The 20,737-nt window shown below is 39.6% G+C and carries 19 protein-coding genes and 1 tRNA gene; 16 read left to right on the top strand and 4 right to left on the bottom strand.

Going from position 1 to position 20,737, the window contains the following annotated elements; translation table 11 throughout:
- Positions 1-82: 82 nt before the first annotated feature.
- The 12 genes from IC612_RS07850 (at position 83) to IC612_RS07795 (ending at position 12,603) form a co-directional block, all read left to right on the top strand.
- Positions 83-730 carry an O-methyltransferase gene (locus IC612_RS07850; protein ID WP_194739636.1) on the top strand — a complete coding sequence of 216 codons (648 nt, stop codon included), beginning with the start codon at positions 83-85 and terminating at the stop codon, positions 728-730.
- Positions 731-742: 12 nt separating this feature from the next.
- Positions 743-1,441: a C40 family peptidase gene (locus IC612_RS07845; protein ID WP_194739635.1), complete on the top strand. Its 699-nt coding sequence runs from the start codon at positions 743-745 to the stop codon at positions 1,439-1,441.
- Positions 1,442-1,454: 13 nt separating this feature from the next.
- The gene (locus IC612_RS07840) at positions 1,455-2,708 is read left to right on the top strand and encodes a 3-deoxy-D-manno-octulosonic acid transferase (RefSeq protein WP_194739634.1); all 1,254 of its coding nucleotides are present in this window, start codon (positions 1,455-1,457) and stop codon (positions 2,706-2,708) included.
- Positions 2,709-2,795: 87 nt separating this feature from the next.
- The gene (gene leuS / locus IC612_RS07835) at positions 2,796-5,606 is read left to right on the top strand and encodes a leucine--tRNA ligase (protein ID WP_194739633.1); all 2,811 of its coding nucleotides are present in this window, start codon (positions 2,796-2,798) and stop codon (positions 5,604-5,606) included.
- 256 nt (positions 5,607-5,862) lie between these two features.
- Entirely contained in the window at positions 5,863-6,729 is an 867-nt protein-coding gene (locus IC612_RS07830) for a MotA/TolQ/ExbB proton channel family protein (RefSeq protein WP_194739632.1), read from the top strand.
- Between the two features lie 72 nt (positions 6,730-6,801).
- Positions 6,802-7,401: an ExbD/TolR family protein gene (locus tag IC612_RS07825; RefSeq protein WP_194739631.1), complete on the top strand. Its 600-nt coding sequence runs from the start codon at positions 6,802-6,804 to the stop codon at positions 7,399-7,401.
- Between the two features lie 6 nt (positions 7,402-7,407).
- Positions 7,408-7,983: an ExbD/TolR family protein gene (locus IC612_RS07820; protein WP_194739630.1), complete on the top strand. Its 576-nt coding sequence runs from the start codon at positions 7,408-7,410 to the stop codon at positions 7,981-7,983.
- A gap of 25 nt (positions 7,984-8,008) precedes the next feature.
- Positions 8,009-8,851, top strand: a complete 843-nt coding sequence (locus IC612_RS07815; RefSeq protein ID WP_194739629.1) for an energy transducer TonB — start codon at positions 8,009-8,011, stop codon at positions 8,849-8,851.
- A 249-nt stretch (positions 8,852-9,100) separates the two neighbouring features.
- A complete protein-coding gene (locus IC612_RS07810) occupies positions 9,101-9,976 on the top strand; it encodes a PstS family phosphate ABC transporter substrate-binding protein (RefSeq protein ID WP_194739628.1) in 876 nt (291 codons plus the stop codon).
- 63 nt (positions 9,977-10,039) lie between these two features.
- Complete coding sequence (locus IC612_RS07805) at positions 10,040-11,710, top strand: tetratricopeptide repeat protein (protein WP_194739627.1); 1,671 nt, start codon at positions 10,040-10,042, stop codon at positions 11,708-11,710.
- Positions 11,711-11,773: 63 nt separating this feature from the next.
- Positions 11,774-12,493, top strand: coding sequence for a bacillithiol biosynthesis deacetylase BshB1 (gene bshB1 / locus IC612_RS07800; RefSeq protein WP_194739626.1), 720 nt, complete (start codon positions 11,774-11,776; stop codon positions 12,491-12,493).
- Between the two features lie 36 nt (positions 12,494-12,529).
- Positions 12,530-12,603, top strand: a tRNA-His gene (locus tag IC612_RS07795).
- 58 nt (positions 12,604-12,661) lie between these two features.
- On the opposite strand, the gene IC612_RS07790 is transcribed toward IC612_RS07795, so the two are convergent.
- Positions 12,662-12,997: a DUF3276 family protein gene (locus IC612_RS07790; RefSeq protein WP_194739625.1), complete on the bottom strand. Its 336-nt coding sequence runs from the start codon at positions 12,995-12,997 to the stop codon at positions 12,662-12,664.
- Between the two features lie 87 nt (positions 12,998-13,084).
- The gene (locus IC612_RS07785; RefSeq protein ID WP_194739624.1) at positions 13,085-14,722 is read right to left on the bottom strand and encodes an ABC transporter ATP-binding protein; all 1,638 of its coding nucleotides are present in this window, start codon (positions 14,720-14,722) and stop codon (positions 13,085-13,087) included.
- A gap of 169 nt (positions 14,723-14,891) precedes the next feature.
- Between IC612_RS07785 and IC612_RS07780 the strand changes: the two genes are divergently transcribed.
- From IC612_RS07780 to yajC, 3 genes are read left to right on the top strand one after another with little or no spacing between them, the layout of a single operon-like run.
- A complete protein-coding gene (locus tag IC612_RS07780; protein WP_194739623.1) occupies positions 14,892-15,800 on the top strand; it encodes a transcription antitermination protein NusB in 909 nt (302 codons plus the stop codon).
- 4 nt (positions 15,801-15,804) lie between these two features.
- The gene (locus IC612_RS07775) at positions 15,805-16,281 is read left to right on the top strand and encodes a DUF1573 domain-containing protein (RefSeq protein WP_194739622.1); all 477 of its coding nucleotides are present in this window, start codon (positions 15,805-15,807) and stop codon (positions 16,279-16,281) included.
- Between the two features lies 1 nt (position 16,282).
- Positions 16,283-16,606, top strand: coding sequence for a preprotein translocase subunit YajC (gene yajC, locus IC612_RS07770; RefSeq protein WP_194739621.1), 324 nt, complete (start codon positions 16,283-16,285; stop codon positions 16,604-16,606).
- Between the two features lie 129 nt (positions 16,607-16,735).
- Here the strand turns inward: yajC and IC612_RS07765 are convergent, their stop codons facing one another.
- Both IC612_RS07765 and aspS read right to left on the bottom strand, forming a co-directional pair.
- A complete protein-coding gene (locus IC612_RS07765) occupies positions 16,736-18,424 on the bottom strand; it encodes a putative transporter (protein ID WP_194739620.1) in 1,689 nt (562 codons plus the stop codon).
- Between the two features lie 124 nt (positions 18,425-18,548).
- Positions 18,549-20,303 carry an aspartate--tRNA ligase gene (gene aspS, locus IC612_RS07760; RefSeq protein ID WP_194739619.1) on the bottom strand — a complete coding sequence of 585 codons (1,755 nt, stop codon included), beginning with the start codon at positions 20,301-20,303 and terminating at the stop codon, positions 18,549-18,551.
- Positions 20,304-20,504: 201 nt separating this feature from the next.
- Here aspS and IC612_RS07755 point away from each other — a divergent pair, with 201 nt between their 5' ends.
- Positions 20,505-20,693 carry a 30S ribosomal protein THX gene (locus tag IC612_RS07755; RefSeq protein WP_194739618.1) on the top strand — a complete coding sequence of 63 codons (189 nt, stop codon included), beginning with the start codon at positions 20,505-20,507 and terminating at the stop codon, positions 20,691-20,693.
- The last annotated feature ends 44 nt before the right edge of the window (positions 20,694-20,737 follow it).

Raw genomic sequence — 20,737 nt, 5'->3', positions numbered from 1 at the left:
TGTATTTCACCAAATTAGATAATGGGTGACCGAGCGTCATAGAGCAATAAAAAATTAACTAATTTTGACCAAAACAACCCAAATGAGTTTTTTTGAAGAGCAATTGCCGGATATGGACAGGTATTTAGAATCGCATGCCTCTGCAGAACCAGATATACTAAAGAGACTTCGGAAGGAAACCTATCAGAAGACAACGCAGCCCCACATGATTTCGGGGTATTTACAGGGCAGGCTATTATCTCTTATTTCCAAGATTCTAGCGCCTTCCAGTATTTTGGAAATTGGAACCTTTACAGGATATTCTACACTATGTCTTGCGGAAGGGCTCGCGTCTGCTGGTAAAATTACTACTTTGGATAAAAATGAGGATACTGCGCTAATCGCTGAAAAATACTTTCATGAATCTGAATACCGTAATCATATCGAGTTCAAGAAAACCAATGCAATGAATTACTTGCAAAATATTGAGACAAAATTCGATTTGGTTTTTATAGATGCGGACAAAGAGAATTATCTCAATTATTTCCAACTTCTAAAGCCATTAACACATTCAGGTTCTGTTTTGTTGTTTGATAATGTACTTTGGTATGGGAAGGTTTTGGAGGAAAAACCCAAACTGGAATCCACCCGGGCAATTCAAGAGTTGAACGCTGCTGTTAGCAAAGATTCCCACTTCGATAATGTGATTTTACCATTACGTGACGGAATAAATTTACTTCGTCGAAAATAGAGATTGTACCAGATGAACGCTAGTTATTGCAATGTAAGTGTTGCTTCCATGAAACTTGAGCCAACGGATGAATCGCCGCTCATTACTCAGCTTCTGTATGGAGAAAAATTTGCTGTGGAGCAGCTGGAAGGTCGTTGGGCCTACGGTACACATTTGTTTGACGGAACCCCAGGGTGGGTATTGTCTTCGCAGCTTGTTAAATCTGAAATCCCGCATGTCAGGGAGATGATTCACGATAAATATGTTTCGCTAAAAACAGCAAATGGGGATTTACTGCTAAGTATGGGGTCGGAGCCCTCTACGAATTCATTCGCTGGAACTATAGATAGTCGGGAACGTACTATTGTGGATACCGCTAAAGAACTATTGCAGGTTCCCGAATTAACAGGAGGCCGAAGCGCGTTTGGAATAGATTCTGCGGCATTTGTGCAGCTTGTATACAAAGTGCATGGAAAATCAATTCCACGGAATGTGCCCCAGCAGGCAATGATAGGACATCCCTATACTTTTTTGGCAGAGGCACAACCTGGGGATATGGCTTTTTTTGAGGACTCCGACGGCCGGATTAACCATGTAGGCATCTTAATCAGTTCTGAATTGATAGTGCATGTAGATGGAGTGGTGAAAATAGACCGATTAGATAATGCGGGTATTTTTAGTGACGCAATGGGCCGCCATACGCACAAATTGCGTTTTGCAATACAAATATAGTGCACCCTAAAAAATGAAATTTATATATAATCTGGCCATTCAAGCACTGCGATTATTTTTTCGCTTAGGTGCTTTTTTTCAGTTTAAATTAAAACGTGGTCTTGCGGGTCGCCGCCAGAGTTATGTAAAAGTGAGGGAAGCATTTACACTTAAAGATAAAGTGATTTGGATGCATGCTGCTAGTTTGGGTGAATATGAACAGGGTTTGCCTGTATTAAAAAAACTAGCGCAAACTTTTTCTGACCACAAGATTCTTATCACCTTTTTCTCCCCTTCTGGGTACGATAATGTAGTGCGACGAGATCGTCTGGCGGATGTAGTATGTTATTTGCCTTTTGATACCACAAGAGAAATTAAAGACTTTGTCAGTTGCTTTAATACAGTCTTATTTATCAGTGTTAAATACGAATTTTGGTATAATCTCCTTTCTGAACTTGCAAAGAAGAGCGTTCCTGTTTATGTTATATCCTCTTACTTTTACGAACGACAGATATTCTTTAAGCCTTATGGTAATTGGTTTCGCAAGCAGCTCAAAGAGAACGTATCGTGGTTCTTTCACCAAAATAAGCACTCCTATGCACTGGCCCGCACTATCGGTCTATCCCAATCGTCCATAGCAGGGGATACGCGCTTTGATCGTGTACGCGAGCGTGCTTCGGTTGCTGTAGTACCGGATTTTGTTTCTAGCTTCGCAACCGAGCTACCCGTTATTATTTTTGGGAGCAGTTGGGAGGCAGAAGAAGAAGTTGGGGAAATGCTTCTTCAGACCAAAACGCCATGCAAACTTATAATTGCCCCACACGACTTAAGAAGAGTTGATAGGATATATGCTAAATTTCCTAATGCACTTTTATTTAGTCAAGCAAAATATTTAAATAAAGATAAATTAGAGCGGGCCGAAGTCTTGGTAGTTGATAATATTGGATATCTATCAACTTTATATGCGGGGGCTCAAATTGCAGTAGTGGGTGGAGGTTTCCACTCACAGGGATTACACAATATTCTTGAGGCAGCTGTTTTTGGAATACCCACGCTTTTTGGTAACAAATACACTAAAAATCCTGAAGCGGATGCACTTATTAAGCAAGGTGGCGGTCAAAGTTTTGAGACCACGCAAAAATTGGCGTCGTATATTAAAATGCTACTTAAAGATTCCAAAAAGAGAGAAGAAATTTCAAAAAATGCACATACCTTCATTGAAAGCCAGCCTGAGGCCACAAAGAGAATTGTTGAGCATATTATTGCAAGGTACAACAATGGTATTTAAAGCGTGTATTATCTAAGCCAAGGGAGTACTTTAATTAGTAAAAAGCCTAAATTTGCGAAATTTCATACTAAAAGATAAAGCGATAATATGTTCTACGATCATTTAAAAATTGAACGAAAGTGGCAGAAGTTCTGGGAGGAAAAACAAACGTTTAAAAGCGAGAACACTTCAACAAAGGAGAAATACTATGTCCTGGACATGTTTCCCTATCCCTCTGGTGCAGGATTGCATGTAGGTCATCCACTTGGATACATTGCTTCGGATATTATTGCCCGATATAAGAGACATCAAGGGTTTAATGTACTACATCCGATAGGGTATGACTCCTTTGGTCTTCCTGCAGAACAATACGCTATTCAAACGGGGAAGCATCCTGCAAAAACTACAGCGGAGAATATCCAGCGCTACGAGCAGCAGTTAAAAAGAATCGGTTTTTCATTTGACTGGAGTAGAGAAATAAAGACATCGGATCCCAGTTATTATAAATGGACACAATGGATATTTATTGAGTTGTTTAACTCCTGGTATAATCTAGATACGGACAAAGCCGAGCACATAACCACCCTTGTTGCCCATTTTGATAAGTACGGAACTGAAGCACTGCGTGCCCACCAAAGTGAAGTGTTGGAATTTGGTGCCCAGGAATGGAGAGATGCCAGTGAAAAGGACCGTCAGGATATTTTGCTAAATTATAGACTTGCTTATAGAGCAGAAACGTTTGTTAACTGGTGTCCGGAATTAGGAACGGTGCTGGCAAACGACGAAATAAAGGACGGTAAATCCGAACGTGGAGGCTATCCAGTGGTGCAAAAGAAGATGATGCAGTGGTCAATGAGAATAACTGCATATTCGGAGAGGTTATTAGAAGGTCTGAATAATTTAGATTGGCCGCAGCCTCTTAAGGATGCACAGGAATATTGGATTGGAAAATCCATTGGTGCCACGGTTCATTTTGACACTGAATGTGAAGAATCTATCAGTGTGTTTACCACACGCCCTGATACAATATTTGGGGCTACCTTTCTAGTTATTGCGCCCGAGCATCCTCTAGTAGATCATTTGACATTGCCTGCCAATGCCCAGGATGTACAGCAGTATAAGGAGCTGACATCCCAGAAAACCGAAAGGGATAGAATGTCTGACGTAAAGAATGTTACAGGGGCATTTACTGGCACCTATGCAATTCATCCGTTCAATGGTACTCGGTTACCTGTATATATATCGGATTACGTGCTTATGGGATATGGTACAGGAGCTGTTATGGCAGTACCTGCGCATGATGAAAGAGACCATCGATTTGCAAAGAAATTTAATTTACCCATCACAAATGTAATTGCCACCGACACTGATACACAGTTTGAAGCATACGACTCAAAAGATTCAGTGTGTGAAAACTCGGATTTTCTAAATGGTCTAACTTTTCAGGAAGCAAAAAATGCAGTCATAGACAAGTTATCTGAGAAGAACAAAGGAGAGGCGCGTGTTAATTTCCGTCAAAGGGACGCAGTGTTTTCCCGACAGCGCTATTGGGGAGAGCCCGTACCTGTTTATTATAAAGATGATATTCCCTACACGCTTCCGATTTCTGCTCTTCCTCTAGAATTGCCTGAAGTGGACAAATATCTGCCCACGCCGGACGGGGATCCTCCATTAGGTAATGCGGAACTGTTTGCCTGGAACGAGAATTTGCAGGAAATAGTCCCTATAAAAGAAGTGGACGGAATTAATGTTTTCCCATTGGAATTATCTACAATGCCTGGTTGGGCCGGAAGTTCGTGGTATTTTCTGCGCTATATGGATCCCTCAAATGACACTGAAGCTTTTTCCAAAACTGCGGTGGAGTATTGGCGTTCGGTTGATTTGTATATTGGTGGTAGTGAACATGCCACAGGGCATCTCCTCTATGCACGTTTCTGGAATCTGTTTCTCAACGACCGCGGGTATATTAATTTTACCGAACCTTTCAAAAAAGTAATAAACCAAGGAATGATATTGGGAATGAGTGCTTTTGTTTTCCGTATAGAAGGTACCAATACATTCGTAAGCAAAGGTTTGACTGAGGGGTATTCGACCCAGCGACTGCATGTGGATGTATCACTTCTTAAAGGAGGAGGCGATGAATTGGACACAGAGGCGTTCAAGAAATGGCGCCCTGAATTCCAGAATGCAGAGTTTATCTTGGAGGAAGGTAGATATATTACTGAAAGAGAGGTAGAGAAGATGTCCAAATCCAAATTCAATGTAGTTAGTCCGGACGAAATTTGCGATCAGTATGGAGCAGACTGTCTAAGGATGTACGAAATGTTTTTAGGACCTTTGGAACAAAGCAAACCATGGAACACGCAGGGATTGAGTGGGGTTTATGGATTCTTAAAGAAGTTTTACAATCTATTCTTTACTGGGGATGAATTTGCAGTTAGTGATCAGCCCGCGCAAAAGCAGGAGTTGAAAGTCCTTCATACCCTAATCAAAAAAATCAATTGGGATCTGGAAAATTTCTCTTTCAACACTTCCATTTCTCAATTTATGATTGCCGTCAATGAACTGAGTAAAATGCAATGTACTTCAAGGGAAATTCTTGAGCCATTTGTGGTGCTCTTATCTCCCTATGCTCCACATGTATGTGAGGAATTGTGGGCCCTTCTTGGTAAAGACGAATCGGTAGATTATGCCCCATTTCCTTTGCTGAACGAAAGTTACCTAGAAGAGGATGATTTTGAATATCCAGTAAGTTTTAACGGCAAAATGCGTTTTAAGCTAAAACTGCCTGCGTCCTTCACTATGGAAGAGATTCAGGACGCCGTATTTCAGGACGATAGAACACAAGCCCAAACAGGAGGAAAATCAGCTAAAAAGGTCATCATCGTTCCGAAAAAAATCATTAATATTGTAATCTAAACGCAGAGATTTACCCTTTATTTTTTAAAGATTTAACAAAATATCTTGCTCAGATTTTTAATTTGTCACTCTTTTTAAGATATCTCAGTGCACCTATCAAAAATAGACTGATATTTTGTGAAATTCACAATGTTAACACGGGTTCACATTGAAAAAAAATAATTAAGAATGCTTTAAAGACTTGCATTAATAAAAAATTTGCCTTTATTTTACCGCTCGAAAAATTAAAAAAATAACAATTATAATTTAGTTTAATATGGAAATGAATGTTTCAAACACAGAGGAGCAAGTAGTTGCTAGAAAAGCAGGAGGTTTAAACCCTGCCTTAATTCTCCCTTTACTTTTCGTAGTTGGGGTTTGTATTTATTGGTTTGTTTTGGGTAGTCCAGCCAATTTTAAGCCGGATCCAAGAATTGATGGGGTGAGTTCTGTAGCATTCACTGACATTGAAAGGTCTGAATTATTACCTGAAGGATTTATGGGAATCATCTACATGGGAGGTGTGATCGTACCAATCCTTATTTCTTTTATGATTGTAGTAATCGTTTTCTCTATCGAGCGTGCTATTATGCTTAATAAAGCACAAGGTAAAGGTAACCTTGATCAGTTCGTTCTTAGAATTAGAAGACTTCTTAATGAAGGGAAAATTGATGAAGCAATCGAAGAGTGTGATAACCAAAGAGGAACTGTAGGTAATGTAGTTAAGGAAGGTCTTGTTTCCTACAAAACTCTTGCAAAAGATACTACAATGGACAAAGAGCAAAAAATGGTAGCTCTTAACAAGTCCATCGAAGAGGCTACAACACTTGAAATGCCAATGCTTGAAAAGAACATGATGATTCTTTCTACTTTAGGAACTGTAGCAACACTAGTTGCACTTCTTGGAACTGTACTTGGTATGATTGCAGCATTCTCCGCTCTAGGTTCAGGAGGAGGAACTCCAGACTCTGCGAAACTTTCAGTAGGTATCTCTGAAGCACTTGTAAATACAGCGTTAGGTATTGGTACTTCTGCAGTAGCGATTATCCTTTACAACTATTTTACTTCTAAGATTGACGGAATGACATTTAAGATCGACGAAATCGCAATGTCTATCCAACAATCATTTGCAGAACACCACTAAGATAGTGTCTGTAAGGTCAGTCCTTCGGGACTGACCTCCAAAAATAGAAGTTTAAATAAATACATAGATATAATGGCGAGAGTCAAACCAAAAAGACATAATATACGAGTAGATATGACGGCAATGACCGATGTGTCATTCCTACTACTCACGTTCTTTATCCTCACCGCCCAGTTTGCTAAGCCGGATGTAGAGAACATTACTACGCCGTCTTCCATTTCTGAAAAGCTTCTTCCTGATTCCAGTTTAATGACAGTTCTTAGTACTAATGATGGTAGATTTTATTTTACACCAGTAGAGAACGGTTCGGAACGGATTAAGTTGCTTGATAATATGGCTAAAAAATACGGTACTTCCTTTACTAATGAAGAAAAGGCTGCTTTTACCAAAATTCAAGCTGTAGGAGTTCCGATGAATCAATTGAAAGGATATTTGAACCTTTCGGAAGATGATCAGAAAGCCTTTAAAGCTCCAGGTGTGCCAATGGACGAAGAGAACAAACAGCTTATAGATTGGGTGCAGCAAAGTCTTGCTGTTAATCCCGATTATAAATTAGCAGTCAAAGGAGATACCAATACCAAGTACGACAGGGTGAAAGGCTTGTTTGAAGGGTTAAGAGATATAGATTTTCTTAAGTTTTGGTTAATTACGAATCAAGAAGTAGCTAATTAGAAAGAAATGGCAGAAGTAGAAGTAAAAGAACAAAGTGGGAAAGGTGGCAAGGTACGCTCCAAGAAGCAGCCACCGCACGTAGACTTAACACCGATGGTGGATTTGGCCTTTCTTTTGATTACATTCTTTATGTTGGTGACAACCTTCAATAAACCGAATGTAATGGATTTGGGATTACCAGCGAAACCGAAAGAGAACCAAGCAAAACCTGATACTGAGATAAAATTAAGTAACTCGATATCAATTATCATTGGTAAAGACAATAGAATCTTCTATCATCAGCAGGACCAAACAGGCCTAAATGATGGCAACATGTTGGAGACTACATTGGATAGAGAAGGAATTAGACAAATAATTCAGCAAGCAAAAGCCAACGCTGAGGATCAAAGTAAATTTACGGTGATTATCAAGCCGACGGATGAGGCCTTATATAAGAATTTTGTTGACATGTTAGATGAAATGGCTATTACAAAAAGTGAACAGTACGGTATCACTGATATTCGTCCTTGGGAGCAAGCTATTTATGATAAGAAAGTAGGAAATGCAGCCACGGCGACGCAACCTGCAGAGGGTCAGCAATAAGATTAATTAGAAAACAGAGATTTAAATGGCAGACGAGACCACATACAATAAGAATCTCACATTAGATGAAATTGTATTTGAAAACAGAAATAAGGAGTATGGCGCATACGACTTGCGTAAACAGTACTCCAAGACTCTTACTAGATCTTTCATACTAGGAACAGTTCTTTTCTGTGTTGTTGCAATAACGCCTTTTGTAGTAATGAAGATTAAGCAGATGAATGCCAAGGAGAAAACCGAGGTAAGTGCTAATCTAATTGACATTATTCCAGAGGAAACTATAATTGAGCAGCCAAAAGAAGAAGAACCACCGCCACCGCCGCCGCCACCTAAAGAGGAGCCAAAAGTGGAAATCATACAGAATGTGGTACCTGAACCTAAACGGGCACCTAAAGTTGAGACGCCACCACCGCCAATTACTAAGCAGTTGGAAACAACCACAGGTTTGGTGAACCAGGAAGGGGTGAAAGCTCCAACCTATACGCCACCACCGCCGCCACCTTCTACAGGTACGAAGGCTGCAACGGTTGAGGTAAAACCAGCGGTTAGTACAACTGAAGTATATACAGAGGTGGAACAAGTTGCGGAGTTCCCTGGAGGAATAAATTCCTTCCGTCAGCGTGTAGCTGATAATTTCGATACTTCCGCAATGTCTGGAGGAGAAGGTACACTTAGAACCGAAATTACATTCGTTGTAGAGCGCGATGGTAGTATCACGCAAGTATCCGCAAACGGGTCCAATTCAGATTTTAACCGCGAAGCGGAAAGAACGGTGAAAGGAATTCGTAATAAATGGAAACCGGCTAAGGTGAACGGACAGACGGTTCGTTATAGATTTAGACTACCTTTAACAATGAATTTTGAATAGATTCTATCGGTAATAAATTGAAAAAGAGAAGCATTGCTTCTCTTTTTTTTATTATTTTTGTCGCTATGTTGTTTAATTGGTTGTCTTTAGTAACTGGGTTTTTCTATGTCGTTTTAGGCGTATTCGTAATAGTTTATAAGTTTTTTGTAATCACTTTAGAACCTAACATAGCGTATGCGTTAGGTGTTTTATTGATAGGCTACGGAGTTTTTAGAATAGTGCGAGCTCTGTACCGTTTAAAAGATAGAAATGAGTAGAATTAAACCATTATATTTTATTTTACTAATAGCCCTAGTTTCATGTTCCAAGAAGCAAAAAGAGGTAAAGGATAACGACTACCATCGTGGTAAATTAACACTTGTTACTGACGATTCATTTAGAAGTCTTGCAGAGGCGATTGCTGATGCTTACGAAATTAATTACCCAGACACTGAGGTTGATGTAAAAGTGCAGAAGGAGGACCTGGCATTTTTAGGTCTTTTAAAAGGGGAGAATCAATTAGTTTTAATGTCTAAGATTTTAAGTGACCAAGAAAAAGCGGAATACGAACGGGTAACCTCTCTCGATTATAAACCTGCACCTATTGCTGCAGATGCAGTGGTTTTTATAGTGGATAGAGGTAGTGCTATAAACAGTATTTCTGAGCGGCAGATTCTTAAAGAGCTTAAATCTGAGCGAAAAAGGTTAATTTTTGACGGATCTAATTCGGGCAATTTGAATTTTGTAGCCAGTCATTTTGATCTTAAACCTAAAGATCTTTCCTACGCGACTTTGGGGAGTAACGATTCAGTAGTTTCCCAATTAGGAAAATTCCCAGATAATATTGGCGTAATAGGGCTTAATACCATAAGTAGACCGTACGACAAACAGGCCCAAAATCTTAGGAACTCGGTTAAAATACTTACAGTGGAAAAGGACGGCGTACAGTTTAAACCGGAAGGTTCCTCCATTGGTGCTATGAAGTATCCGTTCACACGTGTGATATATCTGCTTACCAACGAGAGGTCTTTTGGTATTGCGAACGGTGTAATGCGTTTTGCTAGTTCTCAGAAGGGGCAAATTGTAGCAAGTAAGGAAGGATTACAGCCGTATTATCTTATACCTAGAGAGGTCCAGATGCGTTAGACGTATTTTTGGAACGAAAATTGTGTAATAAAATCAGACTAACTTATAAATTAAAAGATTTAAATGAAAAATATGATTACTTATTCGAAGAAAATGGCGTTGGGTACTGGGGTATTTCTCTTCTCAAACTTTATGTTTGGACAAACAGTTCAGGAAGGTATTGCTAATCTTGACAGTCATAAATATGCAAAAGCCAAGCAAATATTTACAGAAATGATTGCAAAGGCACCAACTGAAGCTGATAATTACTTTTATTTAGGAAATTCATATCTAAGTCAATTCGATCCTTCTTTTGAGCTTGCAGAAGAAAATTTCAAGAAAGGACTTGCGATTGACAGCAAAAACTATCTTAATAAAATAGGATTAGCAAGTATTAAACTTGCGCAAGGAAATAAAGCAGCAGTTGCTGAAATTCAGAAAATCGTTTCCGACAGCAGAGAGCGCGATGCAGAGGTACTTTACCGTGCCGCGGAGGCGCTTACTATGTTTGAAAAGCACAACGCTCCAGATGTAGCTATTGGTTATTTAGAGAAAGCAATTGACCGAAGCAAGAAAGGAGGAGTGCCTGCGCATTATTATTATACTCTAGGTGATGCTTACAGACTAAAGAAAGATCCAGGTAGTGCAATGTCAGCGTACGATAATGCGTCTGCGGTAGCCAAGAACAAAGCGTCAGTATTTACAAGGATGGCTACCCTATGGATGGCTGCTAACCAATGGAAGCAAGCACAGGATAATATTAATAAAGCAATTGCAATTGATCCTACCTATGCTCCGGCTTATAAGGCTATGGCGACATATAATTATACATTCCAGGATAGTGCTAAAATGACACAGAACCTCATTGATTATACTAAGTATGCTGATGAGGATCCTTACACTATGCTAGAAATTGCCAAGTTGCACTTTACTAATGATGATTTCGCCAACGCAAAGACTGTTTTGAATAAAGTCTTTGATAAAGTTGAAGATCCCATCAAATATAAGCTTAAAGCATATCTGGATTACCACGCAGATCACAACTATGCAAGTGCGGAGCAAAATTTGACCAAGTTCTTTACAGAGGTAAAAGACAAAACGAGAATACAGCCGGCTGACCAAGGTTTACAAGGGTTGTTAATTGCTGCGAAAGCTAAGGATGAGCAAGATGCTTCTAAGAAAGCTCAAATGATGGCTGAGGCGCAAAATAAGATAGCTATAGCTAAAAACGCGCAGGATAAGACACTTAACTGGGATACGGAACTTATTAAAGTGCAAGGCGGTGGCGGAGCAAGTTTAGCAGCCGCAGATTCTGGCCCTAGCTCGCCTGCAATTGTAGCTCTTAAAAAGAAAGTTGCTGCTAATCCTCAAGATGCAGAAGCTATTGTACAATTAGGTGCTGCGTATCAAGAAGTACAGAATTGGGACGGAGCTATACTTACTTGGGATAAGATGATTGCTCTATCGCCGACCTGGGCCTACTCATACTATGCGAAAGGAGCTTCTTATCAACAGATGGGTAACCATGAGATGGCAGAGTTGGCTTACGAACAATTCATCAATATTGTAAGCAAGCAAACTCCAGAAGAGCAACTAACCAACAAGGAAACCTTGAGCTATGCCTACTATCTGGTAGCGTATTACAATCAGGAGAAAAACCTTCAGAAAGCGAAAGACTATGCAGCTAAAGCAGTGGAACTTAATCCTTCCTATGCTGATGCAATAGCACTCAATAATCAATTAGCATCTAAATAATAACTTAGATACTTGAAGTAACCCTCTTTCACTAAAGAGGGTTTTTTTGTTACCTTTGAAACTATGAAAATAGATGTATTAGCAATTGGTGCACATCCGGATGATATTGAATTAGGGTGCGGGGGAACTGTGGCGAAATTGGTGGCTCAAGGTAAAATGGTTGCATTTTTAGATCTCACACAAGGCGAACTTGGCACAAGAGGCACAAGTGAAACCCGCAGAGAAGAAGCTGCGTCGGCTGTAAAGGTCCTTGGGGTAAACCATAGGGTAAACCTGAATTTACCTGATGGATTTCTAGAAAATACACGTGACTACCAATTAAAAATAGTAGAGCAAATCCGGTATTTCAAACCCGATATAGTACTTGCAAACGCCATCGATGACCGGCATCCCGATCATTCTAAAGCAAGCAAGCTTGTTTCGGACGCATGCTTTTTATCGGGATTACCAAAGGTAATTACCCACTCGAATGACAGTGTCCAGAATCCATGGAGACCCAAACGCGTCTTTAATTATATACAGTGGAAGGAGTTAGAGCCGGACTTCGTGGTAGATATATCTGAATATATGGAGGTAAAGATAAAGGCTTGTCTCGCGTATAAAACCCAATTTTACGACCCAGCTTCCAAGGAACCAGAGACTCCTATTGCTACTAAAGATTTCTTAGAAAGTCTGACCTACCGGGCACAGAATCTAGGAAGGTTGTCGGGTTGTAATTATGCAGAGGGATTTACGACCGATAAGCTGCTAGCATTAAAAAATTTTGATGGAATTATTTTGTAATTGTACTATTTATACTATATTTGCACGCACAAAATGGTGGTTGTAGCTCAGTTGGTTAGAGCGTCGGATTGTGGTTCCGAAGGTCGTGGGTTCGAGACCCATCATCCACCCAAAATAAAAAACGCATTGAAAATCAATGCGTTTTTTTATTTTAGTGTTTAGAGACGGTTAAATTTCTTCTTCAGAATCAATGGTAAACGATTTCGGTTTGAAATCTCTTTCATGCTTTTCCGAAATTACGTCTTCTCCTTTTTCATTAATTATAAAATCGGTTGCTTCAGAAAACATCTCTTGAAAAGTTTTAAAATCTTCTTTATAGAGATAGATTTTATGTTTCTCAAATGTTGCCTCCCCATTGTCTCCAAAGTTCTTTTTACTTTCAGTGATAGTCAAGTAATAATCACCCGCCTTGGTTTCGCGAACGTCAAAGAAATATGTTCTTCTCCCTGCCTTTAGCACTTTGGTGAAAATCTCATTCTCGTGCCGCTCTTTGTAATCACTCATTTTGCAATATATTTATTGATCTATTCTAACAAATATAAAATATTTCTATAAAACACAAAATAATTTTTAAATAATGCTGTTATTCATTTACGATAGATGAACGATTTGGTCTGCACGGTTCGCACTACTTTCTCTATGAGTGATAATAATAGAAGTGGACCGATTCAGATCACGTTCAATATTTTGAAGTATGTTTTCTTCCGTCTCAGTATCTAGTGCCGAGAGTGAGTCATCGAAAATGATTATTTCCGGTTTCTTTATGAGGGCCCTGGCAATACAAATCCTCTGCTTTTGTCCACCTGAAAGCATCACTCCTCGTTCACCTACTAAAGTATCGTACTTATTTTTAAATTTCACGATGTTTTTATGGACATCGGCTTTCTTTGCATACTCGACAATAGTGTCATAAGTAGGATTATCGATTGCAAATCCAATATTGTTTCCAATCGTATCGGAAAACAAGTAACTTTCTTGGGGTATATACCCTATATATTTGCGGTAGTTTTCTAGATTATGATCTTTTAAATTAATTCCGTCGATTAGAACCTCACCCTCTGTTGGGTCTATGAGTCTTGCAAGTAACAAGGCCACCGTGGTTTTTCCACTTCCGGTTTTGCCCATAATGGCAAGAGTCTCTCCTGCTTTAACTTTAAAACTCAAGTTGGAAAGTGCTTTAATTCCTGTATTGGGGTATATATACGATACGTTCCTAAACTCAATGTCTCCTCTTATCACAGGAGTTGAAGCGGCAGTGCTGAGGATTTGTGATTTCTTCTCCAGGAATTCGTTTATCCTGGACATTGATGCTTCAGCTCTTTGATTGACAGAAGTTACCCAGCCTACCATGGAAAAGGGCCAGATGAGAATGTTTATATACATGAAAAAGTCTGCAATCTTTCCAACGGAAATTTCCCCATTTAGGTACTTAGTTCCTCCTACAAGTAATATTACCACGTTGAGTAGACCAATAACAAATAGTATTATTGTGAAAAAATAAGCTTCTGTCTTTGCTAAGTCCAGTGCCTTGCCCTGATAGTCGGTAACTTTTTTTGTATATTGGTTTGTAATGTATTTTTCTTTTGCGAAATACTTAACCACTCGAATTCCTGAAAAACTGTCCTGCACAAATGTCGAAATGGCGGACTGGCTCTTTTGCATGACCTTCGATTTCCTGTTGATGATCGAGCTTACCTTATAAATCACAAAGGACAGTATTGGAAGTGGGATTAACGTCCAGAGGGTCATCTGAACATCGGTATTCACCATATAAATACTAGTTATTAGAAGTAGTATAAGAAGGTTAACTACGTACATTACACCGGGTCCCAAGTACATTCGCACGGCTACTACATCTTCACTTAATCGGTTCATTAAATCACCAACTGTAGTGCTTTTATAATCGGTTAAAGAGAGTTGTTGATAATGCTGGTAAATTTTGTTTTTGAGTTCGAACTCAATTCTTCTAGATGCCACTATAATAGTTTGGCGCATCATAAAAGTGAAAAATCCTGTTAAAATGGAGCTGCCCACAATGATTCCGACATAAATCAGAACCTGCTCATTGAATCCCATATGACCCCCTTGCGCTATTTCATCGACCGACCTACCTACGAACTGAACTTTGTAGATATTAAAAAAATTACTCGCGATTATAAATAGGAACCCCCAGAACAAAAGAGTACGGTGTTTCCAAAAGTAGGGATTTAAGGTTTTTAATGCGTTCATTTCGCGTCTCTGTGCAATGCAAAAATAGTTAAAATATTTCCTACAATTAGAAAGGAAATAAGAGCCTTTTAGTGCTACCGAATAACGTCATTAACACACACAGTGTTCGGGTGGGGAACGTAATACTCTCAACAATTTTATTATCTTTGCCGCAATAAAAGTTCTTTGAATGCTTGGAAGAAGACAAATCCGTGAGAAAATAGTAGAAAACCTGTATTCCTACTACCAAAATCCGGTCCAGTATGAGGTGCTGGAGAAAAACATGTTTACTGAAATAGAGAAAATTTACAACCTTTACGTATACCAGTTAAATTTTCTAGTTGCCTTAAGAGAGCTAGCTGAGAAGCAGTTGGAAATTGGTAAGCAGAAATATTTGAAAACGGAGAAAGATGTGAACCCCAACCAAAGTTTTGTAAACAATAAAATCCTTATTGCCCTGGAGAACAATACAGAACGCATTAATTTTACATCAAAGCATAAGGAACTGCAGTGGGATTTGCATGACGAGCTTCTTGTTAAGACTTTTCAGCGTATAACAGCAGGGAAAAGGTACCAAGATTACATGCTGGAAGAAGAACGTTCTTTTGAAAGTGACCAACGATTCATTGGTAAACTGTTTTTGCGATATGTTGCTGAAAACGAAGATTTCCATGATCGACTAGAAGAAAAGGAGATGAGCTGGGCAGATGACTTTCATATTGGAAATTCGATGATTCAAAAGACAATCGGTTTTCTAAAGCCTGAGAACCCGAGCCACACCTTGATTAAAATGATAAAAGATGAGGATGACCGGGTATTTGCAAGAAAAATGCTTTGGGAAAGTGTCAGAAACTGGGAGGCGACCGAAAAGAAAATTGAAGAGAGACTTGAGAATTGGGATTTGGACAGAATATCCTTAATGGACCGAGTAATCTTGATTGCGGGGATTACCGAATTTGATGTGTTTAAAACAACCGCAAGCCGGATAATTATTAATGAATATGTGGAAATTGCTAAAGTATATTGCAGTGAAAAATCCAACGTCTTTATTAACGGTTTGCTAGATAAATATTCAAAAGATACAAACAGATTAAATTAGTGATATGAAAAAAAATATTTTATTTGTTGTTATGGCTTTCTCGTTGATGGCCTGCACGAAAAGTAAACAAGTGGACCAAGTGACTGCTGAAGATGTGCAAGTATCTGATGTCCAGAACCAAACGATACTTTCTCAAGATGTTCTTATCCAAGAAGCTAAAAGCAAGCCTTTGACCAATGTAGTCTTGACCGAAAATCACTGGGATTTTAAAGAAGTAAAGAAGGGAGAAAGTGTAGAGCATAATTATGAGATTACCAATACAGGAGAAAATCCTCTTATCATATCCCATGTGAAGCCAGGTTGTGGTTGCACCGCACCCGACTATACTAAAGAGCCGATACTTCCAGGTCAGAAAGGGGTTATTACACTAAAGTTTGATTCATCGAGTTTTGATGGCCTACAAAATAAGCAGGCTGAAGTGTATGCCAACGTTGAAAATGCACCGATTGTAATTTCGTTTTCTGCTAACGTAATAAACTAATATGCAAACTATATTTCTACAAGCTACAGGAGGCGAGTCAATGATGCCTACTTTAATAATGTTTGGATTGTTCTTTGTCTTCATGTATTTTGTGATGTTAAGACCGCAAATGCGTAAGCAGAAGCAGGAGCAGAACTTTCAAGGAGCGCTTAAGGTAGGACAACGCGTTGTTACGACATCTGGGCTGCACGGGCGAATAGCCCAAATACAGGAAGACGGAATTGTGATCGAAACTTTGTCTGGAAAACTGAAATTTGAGAAATCAGCAATTTCTAGGGAGTTTACCGCAGCACGATTTCCTGATTCTACTGAAGATAAAAAATAGGAAGGATGTAATACATTTCCCTATTATAATATAAAGCCTCTAAAAAGTAAAATACTTCTTAGAGGCTTTTTAGTTGAGTGCAGGTACTTAACTTCTATTCTTCACAATAGTACATAGCTGCTTTTGTTCTTAAGCGAGCAGAAGTATTAAAATCTGCGCCACAAAAATTCTAAAGATAGTGACTAAAGGATATACCTGAGCATAGCTCTGTAAAGGAACGTCACTGTCAAGATAAGAGGTACTGAAAGAAAGTGCAGCGGGATCGGTGTAACTCCCACTCATAATACCCACAAGTTGAAGGAAATTTATTTTCATCAGAAGATGGCCTACAAGCACCATGAACAGTAGAGGAATAAAAGTTATTGCGGAGGCGTATAGAAGAAAGGTCCATCCGTTGTATTTGATAAAATTATCATAAAAGGCTTCTCCAGCATGCACCCCCACGGCAGCGAAAAATAAGCAGATGCCAAAATCTTTCATGAAATGTACTGCACCATTGTTTATATAAGAGTGAATAAATGCAATTCCACCGTAACGACTAATAAACAAAGCGGTAATTAGCGGACCGGCAGCAAAGCCTAGTTTGATTGGGACGGGTAAGGTAGGTATGAAGAAAGGTATGGAGCCCACAAGTATACCAATAAGAAGTCCTCCAAAAATAGATAGGAAATCAGGTTCAATTAGTTTTTTTTCTGAGTTTCCTATTAGTTTTTCTGCATTTAGCAAATTTTGCTCACTTCCCACAATTCTTAGTTTATCTCCGTAGAACAGTTCCAGAGAGGGACGGGCCAGCATTTCTTTACCTGCGCGATATACACGTGTCACTTTCAGATCGTATTGATTATATAAGTCTAGTTCAGAGAGTTTTTTATGCATCGCAGATTCCTTAGTCACAAAAAAACTTTTCACCATTATGTCGGTGCCGGTTTCTATAAACTCATCCGTAGATACACGACCCATTTTTGACGCAAAGTTCCGTAAGTCTTCTTCAATGCCCACTACCATTAGGACGTCTCGGTTTTGCAGGACAGTATCCGTGGTGGGTGAGCTTACTGCTTCACTGCCGCTGTGTTTTAATCGTGAAATAACCACGTTAACTCCCGAAATTTGCACCGCTTCTGATATAGTCTTTCCAATAATTTCCGGATTGAGTACTCTTATCTTTAGTGACGCTACCGGCAATTCCGAGTTGATCTTCGCAAGGCGGAATTTTTTCATCTCTTTTTGGGGGTTTACTCTCAGTATGCTTTTAGAAATCAATATCGTAAATATAATGCCAAGAACACCAAGTGGATAGGCGATAGCATAGCCGATGGCTGGATCGTCAAAAGCACGGGTTGGATACTGGTTTTTAATCTCCTCTAAGGTGCTCTTTGCCGCTCCTAATCCTGGAGTATTAGTAACAGCGCCGGACATGATGCCCGTCAAATTTTCAATGGAAACACCTGTACTTCTAAAAAGTGCGTACGTAATTAAGCCCCCCAGCAGAACGGTACTTACTGCAAGCAAATTGAATTTAAGCCCTTCACTCTTGAATGAGGAGAAAAAGGAGGGTCCGACCTGAATACCTATGGCATAAACGAACAGAATGAGTCCGAAATCACGTATGAAAGCCAGGATGCTTAAATCAATGCGATAGCCTAAATGACCTAAGAAAAGACCAGTAAACATCACTGCGGAAACACCCAAAGAAATTTTAAAGAATTTTAGCCGTCCAATGAATATTCCACTTCCGATTGCTAATACAATTACAATCAAGGACTGAATAATAGTTGGTGTTTCAGTAGGCAGTAATAGGTCTCCAATCCAGTCAAACATAATTTCAGTATTTTATTTTGCAAAGTTACTACTATGCGACTTTGAAGTCGAGAGGTTAAGCCGTGAAAAAAATCACTTTTTTGAATATATAAAAAATGCCCGCTTTTTCCTGCGGGCATCAATCTTAATCTATTGTCTCTTCGATACTTATGTGCAACTCTTGTAATTGCTCAGGAGCTACCACACTAGGAGAATCAATCATAACGTCTCTCCCAGAGTTGTTTTTTGGAAATGCGATGTAGTCCCTGATCACTTCATTACCGTCTAGAATCGCTACTAGTCGGTCGAATCCGAATGCTAAACCTGCATGTGGAGGTGCACCGTATTGAAAGGCGTTCATTAGGAATCCAAATTGAGCATTTGCTTCACTTTCCGTGAAGCCAAGTAATCCAAACATTTTACTTTGTAGCTCCCGGTTATGAATACGGACAGAACCTCCTCCGATTTCATTTCCATTAAGGACCAGGTCGTAGGCATTTGCACGTGCTAACGCAGGGTTGGTGTCCAGTAATTCCACGTCTTCTGGTTTGGGTGCTGTAAATGGGTGGTGCATTGCGTGGAAACGTGACGTGTCTTCGTCCCACTCAAGTAATGGGAAATCCACGACCCAAAGTGGAGCGAATTCGTGTGGGTTACGCAGGTTCAGTTGCTGTGCAAGTTCCATTCTTAATGCGGACATTTGAGGTCTAACGCGAGATATTGCCCCACTCATTATAAGTATCAAATCTCCCGCGGTGGCTTGAACATGTCTTGATATCTCCTTTAGGTCCTCTTCTGAGAAGAATTTATTGATGGATGATGTGATTTCATTGTCATTAACTTTAATCCAGACTAAACCTTGTGCCCCGATTTGCGGCCGCTTGACCCATTCAGTTAAGGCATCGATTTGTTTACGAGTATAGTTACTGCAACCCTTAACATTAATACCTACTACAAGCTCGGCATCTTCGAATAGAGGGAAACCTTTACCTTTTGTCACTTCATTAAGTTCCACAAATTCCATCCCAAAACGAATGTCCGGCTTGTCGTTACCAAACCGTTTCATTGCTTCTTGGTAGGTGATTCGTGGAAAAGCGCCGAATGTCTTGCCAGAAACATCTTCAAGTAATTTTCGTGTAAGCCCCTCAAATGTATTTAAAACATCTTCTTGAGTGACAAAGGCCATTTCGCAATCGATTTGAGTGAACTCTGGTTGGCGGTCTGCTCTAAGATCTTCATCTCTAAAGCATTTTACTATCTGAAAGTATCTGTCGATACCCCCAACCATCAATAACTGTTTAAATGTCTGTGGTGATTGTGGTAACGCATAAAACTCTCCAGGGTTCATTCTGCTGGGCACAATAAAATCCCTAGCTCCTTCTGGCGTACTTTTAATAAGTACGGGTGTCTCCACCTCAATAAAATTTATAGCACTCAAGTAATTTCGAACTGATTGTGCAATTTTGTGTCTGAAAAGAAGCTTATCTCTAACCGAGTTTCTCCGTATGTCCAAATACCGATACTTCATTCTCAGCTCTTCGCCCCCGTCTGTTTGGTCTTCAATTGTAAACGGCGGAACGAGGGACGTGTTCTCTATGCTAATTTCACTAACAAGTATTTCTATATCACCGGTGGGAATCTTTGCATTTTTTGAAGTGCGCTCTATTACAGTTCCAATCACTGTGACCACATATTCGCGTCCCAATCCTCTTGCACTATGCATCAGTTCCGGGGTGCTTCGGTCTTGGTCAAACACAAGCTGAGTGACCCCGTAGCGGTCCCTCAAGTCCACCCATATCATAAATCCTTTATCGCGTATGGTTTGCACCCATCCGCTAAGCGTTACCCGCTCTCCAATATTTTCACTCCTTAATTCTCCGTTGGTGTGTGTTCTGAACATAAACTTATTTTGAGTCAAATTGCATGTGCGTTACTGCCATTGCTAGGTGGCAAAGATACTTAATTTGAAGAAAATATTGTGGTGATCACCTTTCGTATATTGGCGGTTGAACTTGCCTTCAATCCACTAGGTTACCCGGCTTATATCTAAATAGAAAAGATTTCTTAAATTTGATAAATAACAACTAAATTATAATTACATATGGGAAAAGGTGATAAGAAAACAGCAAGAGGTAAGAGAGTAGCAGGTAGCTACGGAAACACTAGAAGGAGAAAATCTGTAAAGACGTCAATTGGGGTAGATTCTTCGGTAGATACTACAGTGGAAAAGCCTGTTAAAAAAGCTGCTAAGGCTACAAAAAAAACCAGCACAAAGAAATCAGAAGAATAACGTGATTATCCAGAAATGCCAAAATTAATGGCACTAGGTAAAGG

Source organism: Planobacterium oryzisoli (assembly GCF_015354315.1).
Taxonomy (GTDB): domain Bacteria; phylum Bacteroidota; class Bacteroidia; order Flavobacteriales; family Weeksellaceae; genus Planobacterium_A; species Planobacterium_A oryzisoli.
The sequence above is the reverse complement of the archived record's forward strand: the minus strand, read 5'-3'. Positions and strand labels throughout refer to the sequence as shown.